15 protein-coding genes are annotated in these 16150 nt (G+C 61.6%); 9 read left to right on the top strand and 6 right to left on the bottom strand.

Annotation, left to right across the window (positions count from 1 at the left end; translation table 11 throughout):
• The first annotated feature begins 115 nt into the window (after positions 1-115).
• The 4 genes from dsbA (at position 116) to AC07OJ_RS11165 (ending at position 4532) form a co-directional block, all read left to right on the top strand.
• Positions 116-751: a thiol:disulfide interchange protein DsbA gene (gene dsbA, locus AC07OJ_RS11180; protein WP_078826720.1), complete on the top strand. Its 636-nt coding sequence runs from the start codon at positions 116-118 to the stop codon at positions 749-751.
• 10 nt (positions 752-761) lie between these two features.
• Positions 762-1640, top strand: a complete 879-nt coding sequence (locus tag AC07OJ_RS11175; protein WP_065902826.1) for an endonuclease/exonuclease/phosphatase family protein — start codon at positions 762-764, stop codon at positions 1638-1640.
• A complete protein-coding gene (locus AC07OJ_RS11170) occupies positions 1637-3667 on the top strand; it encodes a GGDEF domain-containing protein (protein WP_495094544.1) in 2031 nt (676 codons plus the stop codon). Before AC07OJ_RS11175 ends, AC07OJ_RS11170 begins: the two co-directional genes overlap by 4 nt.
• An 88-nt stretch (positions 3668-3755) precedes the next feature.
• On the top strand, positions 3756-4532 hold the full coding sequence (locus AC07OJ_RS11165; RefSeq protein WP_495094543.1) for an N-acetylmuramoyl-L-alanine amidase: 777 nt from the start codon (positions 3756-3758) through the stop codon (positions 4530-4532).
• 132 nt (positions 4533-4664) lie between these two features.
• On the opposite strand, the gene AC07OJ_RS11160 is transcribed toward AC07OJ_RS11165, so the two are convergent.
• Positions 4665-6452, bottom strand: coding sequence for a KinB sensor domain-containing domain (locus AC07OJ_RS11160; RefSeq protein ID WP_065902832.1), 1788 nt, complete (start codon positions 6450-6452; stop codon positions 4665-4667).
• A 7-nt stretch (positions 6453-6459) separates the two neighbouring features.
• A complete protein-coding gene (gene algB, locus AC07OJ_RS11155; protein WP_064053131.1) occupies positions 6460-7806 on the bottom strand; it encodes a sigma-54-dependent response regulator transcription factor AlgB in 1347 nt (448 codons plus the stop codon).
• Between the two features lie 377 nt (positions 7807-8183).
• Between algB and AC07OJ_RS11150 the strand changes: the two genes are divergently transcribed.
• From AC07OJ_RS11150 to AC07OJ_RS11130, 5 genes are all read left to right on the top strand, one after another.
• On the top strand, positions 8184-8468 hold the full coding sequence (locus tag AC07OJ_RS11150) for a hypothetical protein (protein ID WP_065902836.1): 285 nt from the start codon (positions 8184-8186) through the stop codon (positions 8466-8468).
• 81 nt (positions 8469-8549) lie between these two features.
• Positions 8550-8714 carry a DUF1328 domain-containing protein gene (locus AC07OJ_RS11145; protein ID WP_003170804.1) on the top strand — a complete coding sequence of 55 codons (165 nt, stop codon included), beginning with the start codon at positions 8550-8552 and terminating at the stop codon, positions 8712-8714.
• A gap of 2 nt (positions 8715-8716) precedes the next feature.
• Positions 8717-9181: an inhibitor of vertebrate lysozyme family protein gene (locus tag AC07OJ_RS11140; protein WP_282395631.1), complete on the top strand. Its 465-nt coding sequence runs from the start codon at positions 8717-8719 to the stop codon at positions 9179-9181.
• Positions 9182-9908: 727 nt separating this feature from the next.
• Positions 9909-11240: a glutamate/aspartate:proton symporter GltP gene (gene gltP / locus AC07OJ_RS11135; protein WP_065902840.1), complete on the top strand. Its 1332-nt coding sequence runs from the start codon at positions 9909-9911 to the stop codon at positions 11238-11240.
• A gap of 95 nt (positions 11241-11335) precedes the next feature.
• Complete coding sequence (locus tag AC07OJ_RS11130; RefSeq protein WP_495094542.1) at positions 11336-12565, top strand: nucleoside recognition domain-containing protein; 1230 nt, start codon at positions 11336-11338, stop codon at positions 12563-12565.
• Between the two features lie 80 nt (positions 12566-12645).
• Here AC07OJ_RS11130 and AC07OJ_RS11125 read toward each other — a convergent pair whose 3' ends face one another.
• The 4 genes from AC07OJ_RS11125 to AC07OJ_RS11110 are packed head-to-tail and all read right to left on the bottom strand — an operon-like array spanning position 12646 to position 16142.
• Positions 12646-13257, bottom strand: coding sequence for an ABC-type transport auxiliary lipoprotein family protein (locus AC07OJ_RS11125; protein WP_495094541.1), 612 nt, complete (start codon positions 13255-13257; stop codon positions 12646-12648).
• On the bottom strand, positions 13254-14192 hold the full coding sequence (locus AC07OJ_RS11120; RefSeq protein ID WP_065902843.1) for an MlaD family protein: 939 nt from the start codon (positions 14190-14192) through the stop codon (positions 13254-13256). Before AC07OJ_RS11120 ends, AC07OJ_RS11125 begins: the two co-directional genes overlap by 4 nt.
• Before the next feature lies 1 nt (position 14193).
• Positions 14194-14997, bottom strand: coding sequence for an ABC transporter ATP-binding protein (locus tag AC07OJ_RS11115; protein ID WP_065902844.1), 804 nt, complete (start codon positions 14995-14997; stop codon positions 14194-14196).
• Complete coding sequence (locus tag AC07OJ_RS11110) at positions 14994-16142, bottom strand: ABC transporter permease (RefSeq protein ID WP_065902846.1); 1149 nt, start codon at positions 16140-16142, stop codon at positions 14994-14996. The genes AC07OJ_RS11115 and AC07OJ_RS11110 overlap by 4 nt, the downstream gene beginning before the upstream one ends.
• Positions 16143-16150 lie beyond the last annotated feature (8 nt).

The following is a 16150-nucleotide window of genomic DNA, read 5'->3' as shown; positions in this document are numbered from 1 at the left end:
TGGCCCAGGCCGCCCTTTTTTGTGGCCGGTGCCGTTACACTAACGAACTCATGCCCGCGTAGACCTGTCACAACAAAGGTCGCGTGAGGCGACTTTATTTGTCCAGGAGTAAAGCATGCGTAATCTGATCCTCAGCGCCGCTCTCGTCACTGCCAGCCTCTTCGGCATGACCGCACAAGCTGCCGACGTGCCGCTTGAAGCCGGTAAAACCTACGTTGAATTGGCCAACCCTGTACCCGTATCGGTACCCGGCAAGATCGAAGTGGTGGAGCTGTTCTGGTACGGCTGCCCGCATTGCTACGCGTTTGAACCGACCATCAACCCATGGGTTGAGAAGTTGCCTAAGGACGTGAACTTCAAGCGTATCCCCGCCATGTTCGGCGGCCCATGGGATGCCCACGGCCAACTGTTCCTGACCCTGGAAGCCATGGGTGTCGAGCACAAGGTGCATAACGCGGTATTCGACGCGATCCAGAAACAAGGCAAGCGCCTGACCAAGCCGGACGAAATGGCTGACTTCGTTGCCACCCAGGGTGTCGACAAGGACAAGTTCCTCGCCACCTTCAACTCCTTCGCCATCCAGGGCCAGATCAAGCAGGCCAAGGAACTCGCGCAGAAGTATGGTGTGCAAGGCGTACCGACCATGATCGTCAACGGCAAATACCGCTTCGACCTGGGCACTACCGGTGGTCCTGAACAGACCCTCAACGTTGCCGACCAGCTGATCGCCAAAGAGCGCGCAGCCAAGTAAGGGGCCCGCCATGCGCCGCTGGGGTACCGAACGCGTTGTTGGCCTGCATGACCCGCAGGTCAACGAACATCACCTGGAATCCACAGGCCTGCCGGCAGACAGCCGCTTGCGCCTGCTCAGCTTCAATATCCAGGTGGGGATCAGTACCGAGAAATACCGGCACTACCTGACCCGTGGCTGGCAGCACCTGCTGCCGCACAATGGGCGTGCCGGCAACCTGCAGAAGATCGGCAACCTGTTGCATGACTTCGACCTGGTTGCCCTGCAGGAAGCCGACGGTGGCAGCATGCGCTCCGGCTACATCAACCAGGTCGAGCACCTGGCCCAGCTCGGTGCCTTCCCCTACTGGTATCAGCAACTCAACCGCAACCTGGGGCGCCTGGCGCAGCACAGCAATGGCGTGCTCAGTCGCTTGAAACCATCCGCCATCGAAGATCATCCGCTGCCGGGCCCCAAGGGGCGCGGGGCGATTCTCGTGCGTTTTGGCGAAGGACCTGAGGCTCTGGTGGTGGTGATGATGCACCTGGCGTTGGGTGCACGCACCCGCACGATGCAGCTGGCCTACATCCGCGAGTTGATTGGCAATTACAAACACCAGGTGTTGATGGGTGACATGAACACCCATGCCAACGACCTGCTGCAGAATTCTCCGTTGCGCGACCTTGGGCTACTGGCACCGCAAGCCGAAGCCACGTTCCCCAGCTGGCGCCCGCAACGCTGTCTTGACCATATCCTGCTCAGCCCGACCCTCACGCTGGAAAGCGTGAAGGTGCTGGCGCAGCCCATCTCCGATCACCTGCCGGTCGCGGTAGAGATTCGTCTGCCGGGTTCGCTCACGGCTGATGCATTGCCCGCGTTGAGCCCCGGCCCTCGCGGACCCCTTGCATGAGCGACGACGCCCAGCGCTGGAAAGAAAAATACCTGAAGAGTATCGAGCAACAAGAAAAGCTCGAACGCCGCTGGGCTGCGCGCCTCGACCTGTTGCGCCGTGGGCTGGTGCGCAGCACGCTGGCCGCTGAAGGCACCGACCGTGCGGTCGATCAATGCATGAAGGAAATGCGCGACGTTGTCCGTAGCGATGATATGGACGCGGCACTCGCGGCCTTGCTGCCGCGCCTGGAAAAAGCCGTGCTGGATTCGGAGCAGCGCCGCGAAACCCGGGTGGACCAGATGAGCACTGCGCTGACTTCCCTGGTCGCGCAGTTGCAAAAGCTGCCACTGCCGCGTGAGGTCGCACGCCCGCTGAAGACCTTCGCCAAGCAGTTGGACGGGCGTGTCAGCCAGGCCCGTGAGATCCCCTTGCTGCTCAGCGAGCTGAGCAACTTGCAAGGGCAGGCGCTGGATAATCTGGAACCGGACGGCGAGACCACGCGCCCAGGTCCCGGGTTGTTGCAGCGTCTGTTCGGCGCGAAGGAGACGGCCAACGAAGCGGTGGCCAGCGAGCCGGCCGCGCCGCCAGTTGCAACCAAGCCGGTCGCCGTGGCTCAGGAGCCCGAGCAATCCGAGGAACTCACCCAGGCCTTGCGGGCCTTTGCGCCACAGCCGCAAGAGGCGGTTACCCCGCCCCCTGAACCCGTCGCGCCGGCCAGCGTTGTCGAGGCGCCCAGTGAGACGTTTGCCTTCGAGGCCCCGCCTGCGGCGCCCGTTGACGTGCCCGCAGTACCCAGGGAGCCCGAGTCGCAGAGCGACGAACCCGCTCCCGAAAGCGCCCTCGCGGCTTTTATCGACGTGCCATCGGATGAGGTCGAGGCGCCGGACGAAACCACTATCGGCAGCCTGTCGCTGCCGCCTGTGCTGGAGCCCGACGAGCCTGATCCCGACGAGTTGCAAGCGGATGCCACCTATTCCCTGCCGGACTCGCCGGAGCCGTCCTACAGCTCTGTCGCCAAACATATTGAAGACACCCTGCTCGGCCTGCTCGAAGACCTGTCCTTGCCCGAGCGCCACAGGCCCCAGGCCGAAGCCATGCGTGAGCGCCTGGCCCACGGCCTGAACTGGTACGAACTGCTACCGATTCTCGATGATCTGGCCGTGCTGATGCTGGCGATCACCGACAGCGGCCAGCATGAGTTCGAGGCGTACCTCAAGCAGCTCAACGAGCGTCTCGAAGCCTTCCAGGGGCATTTGCAGGTCGCCAGCGACGGGCATGCAGACAGCCGATCCGCTGCCCGCGAGCTGGACACGCAGATTCGCGAACAGGTCGACGGCTTGCAAAGCAGTGTGCAGGACGCCGCCGACCTCGACAGCCTCAAGCACGTGCTGGAAAGCCACCTCGAAGGCTTGCTCGGCACCATGGACGAGCACCAGCAGCAACGTGACCAGCGGGAGCAGGAAGTGGCCGCGCGCTTGAAAGGGCTGGCCGAGCGGGTCGCCAATATGGAGCAGGAGGCCCAGGGTTATCGCGAGCACCTGGAGGTGCAACGCCAGAAGGCCTTGATCGATCCACTCACCGGCCTGCCTAACCGCGCAGCCTGGAGCGAGCGCCTCGATCTGGAGGTCAACCTCTGGCACCAGCGCGGCAATAGCCTTTCGTTGGCGATGCTCGACCTGGATCACTTCAAGCGCATCAACGATGGCTACGGCCATCTGGCCGGCGACAAGGTGCTGAAGATCATCGCCAACGTGCTGCGCAAGCGCCTGCGGCCGAACGATTTTATCGCACGCTTTGGCGGAGAAGAGTTTGTGTTGCTGATGCCGGACTCCTCATTGGCAGAGGCCATGGCGGCAGGCGATGCGTTGCGCGCAGCGATTGAGGCGTGCCCGTTTCACTTCAAGGGCGAGCCGGTGACGATCACCGTGTCCATGGGCGTCGCGCAGTTCCAGGCGGGCGAGCGCAGTGACCTGGCCCTCAAGCGTGCGGATGCGGCGTTGTACCGGGCCAAGGCTGCGGGACGCAACCAGGTGCAGGCGGCGTAAAAGATGTTCCATTTTGTAATTTGACCGCCGAGCCACAAACGGTACGTTACACTGTTGCATTATCGTCTTCAGCGTAATGCCTTCTGCCATGAAATCCCTGTACTTCGCCTTGTTGTTCCTTTTACTCGCGGGCTGCGCCAGTGGCCCGCGCCTGGACACCACTCACCCCTCGGTGAACCACGATAACCGCGTGCAGTTCGTGGTTGTCCACTACACCTCGACCAACCTTGAACGCTCCCTGGCACTGCTCACCCACGGCCAGGTCAGCAGCCATTACCTGATCGGCGACGACGCCTCTGCCACCATCTACAAGCTGGTCGACGAGAGCCAGCGCGCCTGGCATGCCGGGGAAAGCGAGTGGATGGGCCGGACCTGGCTCAATTCCAGTTCAATCGGTATTGAAATCGTGAACCCTGGCTACAAGGACACACCGACCGGTCGCCTGTGGTACCCCTACTCCGAAGCCCAGGTGAAATCGCTGGTGGTGTTGCTCAAGGACATCAGCAAGCGCAATGGCATCGACCCCAAGAACATCATTGGCCACAGCGACATCGCGCCGCTGCGCAAGCTGGATCCGGGTCCGCTGTTCCCGTGGAAGCGACTCGCCGCTGAAGGGTTGGGGGTCTGGCCGGACGCGCAGGCTGTTGCCCGATTCCAGGTGCAGTACGCCGCGGATCTACCAAGTATCACGTGGTTCCAGGAAGAGCTGGCGCGCCTGGGCTACCAGACACCGCAGACCGGCGAGCTGGATGTCGCCACGCGGCATGTGATCGCGGCATTCCAGATGCACTTCCGGCCATCGCTGTTTGATGGCACACCGGACGCCGAAAGTGCTGCGATCCTGCGGGCCTTGAACCGCAGTTAAGGTGTTAACCGATTCAAAAAAGTGGGAGCGGGCTTGTTCGCGAAGGCAGTGTGTCAGTCATCAAATGCATGGACTGATCCACCGCCTTCGCGGGCAAGCCCGCTCCCACTTTTTTTGCCGTGACCGGCCAGGTTACAGCGGCAACGCCATGTAGAACTGTGTGCCCTGCCCTGGTCGCGAGTACACGCCCATGCGGCCACCGTGCAGTTGCACGATTTCTTTGCACAGCGCCAACCCCAGGCCGGCGCCGCCTTTCTTGCGGCCCACCTGTACGAACGGTTCGAAGATCCGCCCTTGCTGCCCGTAGGCGATGCCTTCGCCGTTGTCCTCGACACTGATTATTACCCGCTCACCGTGGCGACGTGCCTGCAGGCGGATCTGCCCGCCTTCGGCGGTGTGGCGCAGGGCGTTGCCGAGCAGGTTGTCGAGTACGCGCTCCAGTTGTGCCTGGTCGGCATACAAGCGCGGCAGGTCGGACTGGGCTTCTACCAGCAGTTCGATGCGTTGCGCGTTGGCCGGTTCGACGAAGCGCGCACGCGCATGTTCAAGCAAGTCGGTGACATCGCACGCGCCCAGTGTGAGTTTTTGCAGGCCGTTCTGGTAGCGCGAAAAGTTGAGCAAGTCGTTGATCAGCTGCATCAGGCGCTGCATTTCTTCATTGACCGTATCCAGCAGGTCCGCTTCGCGCGAATCCGCCGGAAATTTCGCGCGCTCGCGGAACAGGCCGAACGCCATGTGCATGCCGGTCACCGGCGTGCGCAGCTCATGGGAGGCGCGCAGCACGAACTCGCTGCGCACGCGTTCGAAGGCGCGTTGTTCGGTGACGTCATGCAACACCATCACGGCACCGAGGATATGCCCCTGAGTATGGCTGACGGGCGTCAGGCTATAGGTCAGCAGGCGCAGCTCGCCTTCGACTTCCACTTCCAGGTCGTCCGGAGCGCGCTCCAGGTTGCCGCCGCGCAGCACCAATTGCAGTTGTTCATCCAGTTCCGGGCGCACCAGTGCTTCACCCAGGCCTTGGCCGAGGCGTTCTTCATCCCAGCCCAATTGGCGCTGGGCGACGGGGTTGAGGTGCTCCAGGCGGCCCTGGCGATCGATCATCAGCAGGCCATCGTCGATGCTGTCGAGCACGGCTTGCAGGCGTTGCTGGCCGGCCAGCAGTTCATCGACGTTGGTTGCCTGATGTTGGCGCAGGGCTTCGGCCATGATGCCGAAGCGACGGGTCAGCTGGTTCATCTCTGCCGCCGATGAGATCGGCAGCGTCACTTCGAAATCGCCCTGCCCGATCTTGTCCGCCGCCTTGGCCAGCGCTTCGATCGGCCCGCCAAATCGCCGGGCAATGCCATGCGCGGTCACAAATCCGATGATCAATACCGCAAGCCCCACCAGCCCCAGTAAACCTGCGATCAATAGCGCCCGCTCGCGAGACTTGTGCTCGCTGTTGCTGATGTTTTCCAGCGCTTGCTTGTGCTCGTTGATCAGCCCGTTGCGCAGCACATTGAAGGTTTCGGTGAGCTTTTCCTTGGTACCCGGCGGTGGTTCTGCTTGCTGGGATTGGTCAAATGCCTCCAGCAATGCCTGGTACTGGCCTCGCGCCTGGCTGAATCCGGTCCCGTGGCCGTCGCGCTGTTCATGGGCGATACCTTGGTCCAGCAAGTCGAAATAGCGCTGTTTGGAGGCTTGCAGGGCCTCCGGGTCCGGCGGCTCTTCGAGCATCATGATCAACTGGTCGCCCAGGCTCTGGCGCAGCTTGAGGCCCAGGTCCAGGGTGATGAAATTGCTGCGAATCAACGACTCCTGGGTCTTGGCCATTTGCATGACGCTCACCAGACCCAGGATCAAACCCAGCAGGGCGACGGTAATCAGCGCAGAAATACTCAGGAACAAACGAGTGCGCAGTTTCATCGCTAGCTTCATAGAGTGCTCACAGGTTGTACTGTTTGCGTTTGCGGTACAGGGTCGAGGCGTCGATACCCAGGGTGCGCGCGGCCTGGTCCAGGGTGTCGCTGGTGGCGAGGACGGCGCCGATGTGGGCCTTCTCCAGCTCGTCCAGGCTCAGTGCCGCGCCGATACGCGGCGCATTGTTGGTCGGCTGCTCGGCCATGCCGAGGTGGCTGATTTCGACTTTTTCCTGTGGGCAGATAATGCTGGCGCGCTCGACCACGTTGCGCAGCTCACGGATATTGCCTGGCCAGCGATAGTTCAACAGCGCCTCACGCGCTTCATCGCTGAAACCGCGCGCCGGCCGTGCGTATTCCTTGACGAAGCGGGCCAGGAACCGGTCGGCCAGGGTCAGGATGTCCTCGCTGCGTTCGCGCAGCGGCGGCAGGTGCAAGGTGATCACATTGAGGCGGTAGAGCAAGTCTTCACGGAAGCGGCCGTCGCGCACCATGTCTTCCAGGTTCAGGTTGGTGGCCGCCAGGATCCGCACGTCAGCACGGCGGGTGACCGGGTCGCCCACGCGCTCGTATTCCTTGTCCTGGATAAAACGCAGCAACTTGGGTTGCAAGGTGAGGGGGAAATCGCCGATCTCGTCGAGAAACAGCGTGCCGCCGTCTGCCTGGTTGACGCGGCCCAAGGTGCTTTCACTGGCACCGGTAAACGCACCCCGGCTATGGCCGAACAGCTCGCTCTCCATCAACTCTGCCGTCAGCGAAGGGCAGTTGATGGTCACGCAGGACTTCTTCGACCGCTTGCTCCAGCCGTGAATGGCCCGGGCCAGCTCGCCTTTACCGGTACCCGACTCGCCGAGAATCAGAATGTTGGCATCTGTGCCGGCCACTTGGCGCGCGGTTTCCAGTACCACCATCATCGAGGGGCTGTGGGAATCGAGGCCGTCTTTGGGCTGGCGCACTGCGCCTTCCAATGCTTCCAGGCGTGCAGAGAGTTGGCGCACTTCCAGTTGCTTGGCGGTGGCCAGGCGCAATTGGTCGGGGCTGCAGGGCTTGACCAGGTAATCGGCCGCACCCGCCTGGATCGCGTCCACGGCGGTATCCACTGCCGAATGGGCGGTCACGATGACCACGCGCATCCACGGTGCTTGTATGCGCATTTGGGCCAGCACATCCAGGCCGTTGTCTTCGCCCAGGCGCAGGTCGAGGAAGCACAGGTCGAATACCTGGCGCTGCATCAAGGTGTCGGCTTGGGCGGCGCTGTTGGCGGTGGCCACGGTGTAGCCTTCATCTTCCAGGCAATAACGGAAGGTGCGGAGGATCGCGGATTCGTCATCCACTAAAAGAATGCGGCCTTGAAGTTCCTTGGCTGATTCCATCTGTCCCGCGCTCCTTAACTATGAATGATGGTGTTTAGTCCCGGAATAATCGGGCAAGTTGCATGGTCTATTCTGATCGATAATAGGCAGCATCGTGCAGCTATCTGCGCGGTGTCCTACAAAGCCTTGCCTGATGGCGTTTTCATGCCGTCTTGCCCCTTCGGCAACACTCCCTCTGCTTTCTATCCCTCGACCCGACCACTGACCATCGTGCATTTCGCACGGCGTACAGGGGGGCATCGTGCAGGATGCTAGGCGATTGCCCTAACGCATATATTTAACCTATTGATTTTATTGAGTTTTATTTTGCAAAAAAACTGGCATGCGCTCTGCAATAGCTATCCCAACGAATAATCAGAATGCGGGAGAAATGCAGCATGACTCGCCAAAGCCTCAACCAACTGCGTGTATCGCCACTGCGCTTGCAACAAGGTCTGTTTGCCAGCCTGGCCTTGATGGTCACGCTGATTGCAGGCCAGCAGTTTCAGCATTGGCAGCAGAGTCAGCAGCAGACCCCGCAATTCGAACGTCCGGTGATGACCCAGACGCATTTTCGATCCGTCGGTAGCGTGACTGCCGATGTGACAGCCCCGCAATTGCGCGTAGCCGACCAGGATTCAACCCTGGGCGAGCTGCCAACCCAAGAGCGTTGGGTGTTCTAGGCAAGAACGTCGGGGGCTCGTTTTGAGCGTCCGTACCGCACTACCGCTGTTACCTCTAAAAGAAGCGTAAGGAGAATCACCATGTTGAGTTGGGCAATCACATTTCTGATCATCGCCATTGTGGCTGCAGTCCTGGGCTTCGGTGGTATCGCGGGCACCGCCACGGGTATCGCCAAGATTCTCTTTGTCGTCTTCCTGGTGATGTTCATCGCTTCGTTCTTCTTTGGTCGTCGCGGCCGAGGCTGAACATGACCACTTCCTTTAAAGCCATGGCTGCCGCCCTGCTCCTGGGCGGCAGCGGCCTGGCGATGGCCGCCAATGACGGTCAATCCCGGGCCAACGAACTGCTCAGCGCGGACCCGCAATACCGTGAGACCTGGCAAAGCGTGGTGAAGAAAGAAGAGCGCCTGCCTGAATGGGTGATGAACCTGTCAGGTACGGCCGAACAAATGAATGCCGTGGAAGAAGATGGCGACAAGTACTTGGTCGGGCCGCTCTGTGAAACCGCAGACACATGCCTGAACAAGCGCCTGATCGTTGCCTTCAGCTTCGACAAGGATGATGCCTACGCCATGTTGGTCGAAGTCCCTGCCGGCTTGCCGGCGGACAAGTCGCCGACTCGGCACGCCGATTACCGGTTTATCGGTAAGCCGGATGAAGGCATGCAGAAGCTGCTGATGGAACAGCTCAAGAAAGATCCGAATTGGTACTAGGTTCCGTCTGACGCGCTTGTCGTCTGCGGGATCAGCGTCCATAGAAAGAAGCCCCTCGCTTCTTTCTGTCTGCCTCACTCGCCACGGGTGAGGCATGACCAGGGGGCCGGGTTGCTCTGATCAATCGAGATCGGCGTGACCTACGGGTACAGGGAGTGCCTGCGCAAGGGCCGGGTCAGGCGAAAAGCTGCGACGCAGGTTCACAAGTCCTCAAGCTTGCTGAACTTGCGGCGGGCTTACGCTGCTGACTTCCCTCCTCATACCGCTCTTAGCCGAGAATTTCCTTTCTGCCTGCACTTAACCATTACTTGGTGTGTACGAGCGACCATCTATCGAGAAAGTTTTGCCCTCGCTATAGGACATTTCTGACACGACGCCTATGAATTTCCAGGCATTTTTGCCAATGGCCTAAAGTCGTCCTGAATCTCTGAGCGAGCCTGAATTGGCCGGTTCACGGCATGTTCACCTGCCAAAATGTCGCATTTGAACTGACCGATCAGACAGTTATTATGAAAAAAAGCCATGCCGATTCGGCATAGGGTAGGCGTTTACGGCATTAGACGTCGCCCCCTTGCATCGGAATAGTTGCGCCTTTTTTCGCCTGCCAGTAAGCCATTTCGGCCACGCTGCGGTGACCTTCCATGGAGGCAGATGCACACACTTTTTCGCTCTCGAGCGTTCCAGCTGGCGCATTTGCCTTAAGTCCACTTGAAGTAAGGGTAATGACATGAAGAAGGCAAAGCTAAGCCTCGCCTGGCAGATCCTCATCGGTTTGGTGCTGGGGATTGCAATCGGTGCAGTGCTCAACCATTTCAGTGCTGAAAAGGCCTGGTGGATCAGCAATGTGTTGCAGCCAGCGGGCGATATCTTTATCCGCCTGATCAAGATGATCGTGATCCCGATTGTGATTTCTTCGCTGATCGTCGGCATTGCCGGGGTCGGTGACGCGAAAAAGCTCGGGCGTATCGGTGTCAAAACCATCCTTTACTTTGAAGTGGTCACCACCATCGCCATCGTGGTCGGCCTGTTGCTGGCCAACCTGTTCCACCCCGGTGCCGGTATCGACATGAGTACCCTGGGCACCGTCGATATCTCCAAGTACACCGCCACCGCTGCCGAAGTGCAGCATGAGCATGCGTTTATCCAGACCATCCTCAACCTGATCCCGTCGAACATCTTCGCCGCCGTCGCCCGTGGCGAAATGCTGCCGATCATCTTCTTCTCCGTGCTGTTCGGCCTCGGTTTGTCGAGCCTCAAGCCGGAGCTGCGCGAGCCCCTGGTGACCATGTTCCAGGGCGTGTCCGAGAGCATGTTCAAAGTCACCCACATGATCATGAAATACGCTCCTATCGGTGTATTCGCGCTGATCGCGGTGACTGTCGCCAACTTCGGCTTCGCCTCCCTGCTGCCGCTGGCCAAGCTGGTGATCCTGGTTTACGTGGCCATCCTGTTCTTCGCCTTCGCGGTGCTGGGCTTGATCGCACGCCTGTTCGGCTTCTCGATCCTCAAGCTGATGCGTATCTTCAAGGATGAGCTGGTGCTGGCCTACTCCACCGCCAGTTCCGAAACCGTGCTGCCACGGGTGATCGAGAAGATGGAAGCCTACGGCGCGCCGAAGGCTATCTGCAGCTTCGTAGTACCGACCGGCTACTCGTTCAACCTGGATGGCTCGACCCTGTACCAGAGCATCGCGGCGATCTTTATCGCCCAGCTGTATGGCATCGACCTGTCGATCGGCCAGCAATTGATGCTGGTGCTGACCCTGATGGTCACCTCCAAAGGCATCGCCGGCGTGCCGGGCGTGTCCTTCGTGGTCCTGCTGGCCACACTGGGCAGCGTGGGTATTCCGCTGGAAGGCTTGGCGTTCATCGCCGGTGTCGACCGCATCATGGACATGGCGCGCACCGCGCTCAACGTGATCGGCAACGCCCTGGCCGTGCTGGTGATCTCGCGTTGGGAAGGCATGTACGACGACGCCAAGGGCGAGCGCTACTGGAACTCCCTGCCGCACTGGCGCAGCAAGCAGGCGCTGCCGGCCGGCGAGACCAGCCGCGGCTGATGCTGGCGTGATCTGAACAAACCCCGGGAAATCCGGGGTTTGTCGTTTCTGCCAGCCCCGCTATCATTCGCCCCATCTTTCGGGGGATTCAACTGATGCTCAATGGCCTGTGGCTTGGCTTCTTTGTCGTGGCAATGGTGTCAGCACTGGCGCAATGGCTGGTCGGCGGTAACGCCGGGATTTTTGCCGCGATGGTGGAAAGTATTTTCGCCATGGCCAAATTGTCGGTGGAAGTGATGGTGCTGCTGTTCGGCACGCTCACGTTGTGGCTGGGCTTTCTGCGCATCGCCGAAAAAGCCGGGATCGTCGACTGGCTGGCCAAGGCCCTCGGCCCACTGTTTCGTCGCCTGATGCCGGAGGTGCCCGCCGGTCACCCTGCCATCGGCCTGATCACGCTCAACTTCGCCGCCAATGGCCTGGGCCTGGACAACGCTGCGACGCCCATCGGCCTCAAGGCCATGAAGGCGCTGCAGGAACTCAACCCCATCCCCAACACCGCGAGCAACGCGCAGATCCTGTTCCTGGTGCTCAACGCGTCCTCGCTGACGCTGTTGCCGGTGACGATCTTCATGTACCGCGCCCAGCAAGGCGCCGCGGACCCGACGCTGGTGTTCCTGCCGATCCTGCTGGCGACCAGCGCGTCGACCCTGGTGGGCCTGCTGTCGGTGGCGGTGATGCAGCGGCTGCGGCTGTGGGACCCGGTGGTGCTGGCGTACCTGATTCCGGGCGCGCTGGTGCTGGGCGGTTTCATGGCGCTGCTGGCGACGTTGTCTGCCACCGCGTTGGCGGGGTTGTCGTCGATCCTCGGTAACCTCACGTTGTTCGGCCTGATCATGCTGTTCCTGGTGATCGGCGCGTTGCGCAAGGTCAAGGTGTACGAGGCGTTTGTCGAAGGCGCCAAAGAAGGCTTCGACGTCGCCAAGAACCTGCTGCCGTATTTGGTGGCGATGCTGTGCGCCGTGGGCGTGCTGCGCGCTTCCGGGGCGTTGGATTTCGGCCTGGAAGGCATTCGCCATCTGGTCGCCTGGACCGGTATGGACACACGCTTTATCGACGCGTTGCCGACGGCGATGGTCAAGCCGTTCTCAGGCAGCGCCGCACGGGCGATGCTGATCGAGACCATGCAGACACAGGGCGTGGACAGCTTCCCGGCGTTGGTGGCGGCGACGATTCAGGGCAGTACCGAGACCACCTTCTATGTGTTGGCGGTGTACTTCGGCTCGGTCGGCATCCAGCGCGCGCGGCATGCGGTGGGGTGTGCGTTGCTGGCGGAGTTGGCCGGCGTGGTGGCGGCGATTGCGGTGTGCTACTGGTTCTTTGGCTGATACCGCTATCGCAGGCCGGCTCCCACTTCGAATGTATTCACCGTTCAAATGTGGGAGCGGGCTTGCCCGCGAAGAGGCTCTCAGCGTTTAGGGGCTGCATTGCCCTGCTGCACTACCCAATCCACCACCTGCTTGTTCAACTGATCCCCCGCCTGCCCAAACCCGGCCACCACTGCCGACACCTTGGTGTCGCTCACCGGCTGGTGAATCTCAAAGCGGCGGCTGGCAATAATGCGCTGGTCACTGCCGCGTACCAGGCGTGCGTCGAGGCGTATCACCACCTCCACCGCACTGCCGTGATATTCACTCTGGAACGCCAGCAATTGCCCGCCCAACTCATAGTCGGACTGCAAGTTGGTGTCGTCGGTACTCAGCAGCGTCACTCGGCCATCACGCTGGAAACCATCCATGAAGCGATTGCGCAGCAGCACCGGCGACGGATCGCTCCAGCGTGAGTTGGCGTAGCTGCTGATCAGGTCACCATTGGGCACCACGGCAATGCGCGGGCTGTCGAGGAATTCGCTGGTCTGCGGCTTGTTCACGCGCAGCGACCAGCTCACCGGGGTGCCCTGGCTCGCGGTCTGGCTCGAGGCCAGGCGGTACACGTCCGAAGGGTCGGCCTTGGGCAATATCGAGCATGCGCTGACCAGCGCCAGGGCCACGGGAATGATCAGTTGGTAAGCACGCTTCATGGCGTGAACTCCTTGTTCTTGTCGCTGCCCAGCAGGTAGCCGCTGGGGTTGGCTTCCAGGCGGCGAGAAATGGCACGCAGCGAGCCGAGGGTCTCACGCAGTTCGCGCACGGCCGGCGCCAGTTCGTTGAGGCCCTGCATGCCGCTGTTCACCGAGTCCTTGTTGTTGGTCAGCAAGGTGTTGATGGTCGCGGTGCTTTGCTCCAGGGATTTCATCGCCTGCTCGGCGCTGCCGAAGGCCTGTTTGCCTTGGTCGTTGAGCAGGCCGTTGGCGTTGCGCATCAGCGTGGTGGTTTGCTCGAGCGCGGCGCTGGCCTGCTTGCTCACCTGCATCAGTTGCTGCATCACCACCTTGATATCGCCGCGCTGGTCGGCGATGGCGCCGGTGGTTTGCTGCAGATTGTCCAGGGTGTTGCTCAGGCGTTCGACGTTTTCCCGCGAGAACATGTGGTTGGCGTTGTGCAGCAGCAGGTTGATGCTGGTCATCAGGTCGTTGCTGTTATTCAGCAGGCGGGCAATCGGCGATGGCGAAGCGATAATCTCCGGCAGGTTACCGTCCTTGCCCTTGAGTTCCGGACTTTGTGGCGTGCCCCCGCTGAGCTGGATGATCGAGGTGCCGGTGATGCCGGTCAGGGCGAGCTTGGCCTGTGTGTCTTCCTTGATCGGTGTCTGGCCGGCCAGGCGGATGCGCGCCAGCACCCGGCGCGGGTCGTTGGGGTCCAGGCGCAGGCTGATCACATCGCCGACCTTGATCCCGCTGTATTGCACCGAACTGCCCTGGGACAGGCCGCTGACCGCCTCGTTGAAGATCACTTCGTAATCCTGGAAGGCCGTATCGACGCTGGACTTTGCCAGCCACAGGCCGAACAGCATCGCGCCGACCACCACGATCACGCTGAACAGACCGATCATCACATGATGGGCTCGGGTTTCCATGTCATACCTCGTTGAGCGGTTGAGCGGCATCCAATGCCGCGCGGCCCCGGGGGCCGTGGAAGTATTCGTGAATCCAGGCGTCGTCCGTTTCCGAGACGACATCGATGGCATCGGCCACCAGCACTTTCTTCTGCGCCAGCACCGCCACGCGGTCGGTGATGGTGTACAGCGTGTCGAGGTCATGGGTGACCAGGAACACGCTCAGGCCCAGCGCATCGCGCAGGGTCAGGATCAGTTGGTCGAATTGCGCCGCGCCGATCGGATCGAGGCCGGCGGTGGGTTCGTCGAGAAACAGGATGTCCGGGTCCAGCGCCAGCGCGCGGGCCAGGGCGGCGCGCTTGATCATGCCGCCGGACAGCGACGCCGGGTATTTGTCGGCCGCCGACAGCGGCAGCCCGGCCAGGGCCAGCTTGACGGCAGCCAGGTGCTCGGCGTCGGCGCGGCTGAGGCCGGCGTGTTCGATCAACGGCAGCGCGACGTTCTCGGTCACGGTCAGCGAGGAAAACAGCGCGCCCTTCTGGAACAGCACACCGAAGCGCCGTTCCACCTGCGAGCGCTCGTGTTCCGACAAGCTCGGCAGGTTCTTGCCGAATACCCGCACCTCGCCAGCGCTGGGGCGCCGCAGGCCGACGATGCTGCGCAAGAGCACCGACTTGCCGCTGCCGGAGCCGCCGACCACCGCGAGGATCTCGCCCTTGTACAAATCCAGGTCGAGGTTCTCGTGCACGCTCTGTTTGCCAAAGCGATTGCACAGGCCACGCACCTCAATCACCGCCTCGGCGGGCGCACGGTGTAGACGACTCACCAGCCCATCTCCATGAAGAACAGCGCGGCGACCGCATCCAGCACGATCACCACAAAGATCGATTGCACCACGCTGGAGGTGGTGTGGGCGCCGACCGATTCGGCGCTGCCGCTGACCTTGAAGCCTTCCAGGCAACCGATGGCGGCAATCAGGAAGGCGAAGATCGGCGCCTTGACCATACCCACCAGGAAGTGCTGCACGCCAATGTCCGATTGCAGCAGCGAGAGGAACATCGCCGGCGAAATATCCAGGGCCACCGCGCACACCACGCCGCCGCCGACGATGCCCGAGAGCATTGCCAGGAACGTCAGCATCGGCAGCGCCACCAGCAGCGCCAGTACCCGTGGCAACACCAGCAGCTCCATTGGGTCGAGGCCGAGGGTGCGGATCGCATCGATTTCCTCGTTGGCCTTCATCGAGCCGATTTGTGCGGTAAAGGCACTGGCGGTGCGGCCGGCAATCAGGATCGCGGTGAGCAGCACGCCGAATTCGCGCAGGAACGAGAACGCCACCAGGTCCACGGTGAAAATCGTCGCGCCAAAACTCTTGAGGACCGTGGCCCCAAGGAACGCCACCACGGCGCCGACCAGAAAGGTGAGCAAGGCGACGATGGGGGCGGCGTCGAGGCCGACCTGTTCGAGGTGCGCAACCATCGGCGTCAGGCGCCAGCGCTTGGGCCGGAAAATGCCGCGGGCGAAGGTTTCGAGGATCAGGCCGATGAAGCCCAGCAGTTTCTTGCTGTCCTGCCAGACGGTGTCCACCGCGCGCCCGATACGCGCCAGCACCTGGATGCCGGCGGTTTCTTCCGGGGCTTTGTCTGGCACACAAAAGTCATTGAGGGAGCGGTAGACGGTCTTGAGCAGCGCGCGGTCGGCAGCGCTGAGGCTGCAGTCGGTCTGTTCGGCGGATTGCTCGATGCGGTCGGGCCCCAGCAGCTCCACCAGCAGCGAGGCACCGGCAGTATCCAGGGCGCCGAGGCCGTTGAGGTCGATGCGCGCGCCGGCGTCGTATTGGCCGTCGAGTTTGTCGGAAAGCTTTTTCAGGCTGGCGTAGTGGGCAAGCGTCCAGTCCCCCGTAATCCTGAGTAACGGAGGGGCGGTAGACGTATCGAGATGGGCGGCGCCGGCCGTTGTGCTGCTGGTCATAAGCTCCG

This window comes from Pseudomonas sp. GW821-FHT09C08 (assembly GCF_059418125.1).
This window is presented reverse-complemented; position numbering and strand designations above follow the sequence as displayed.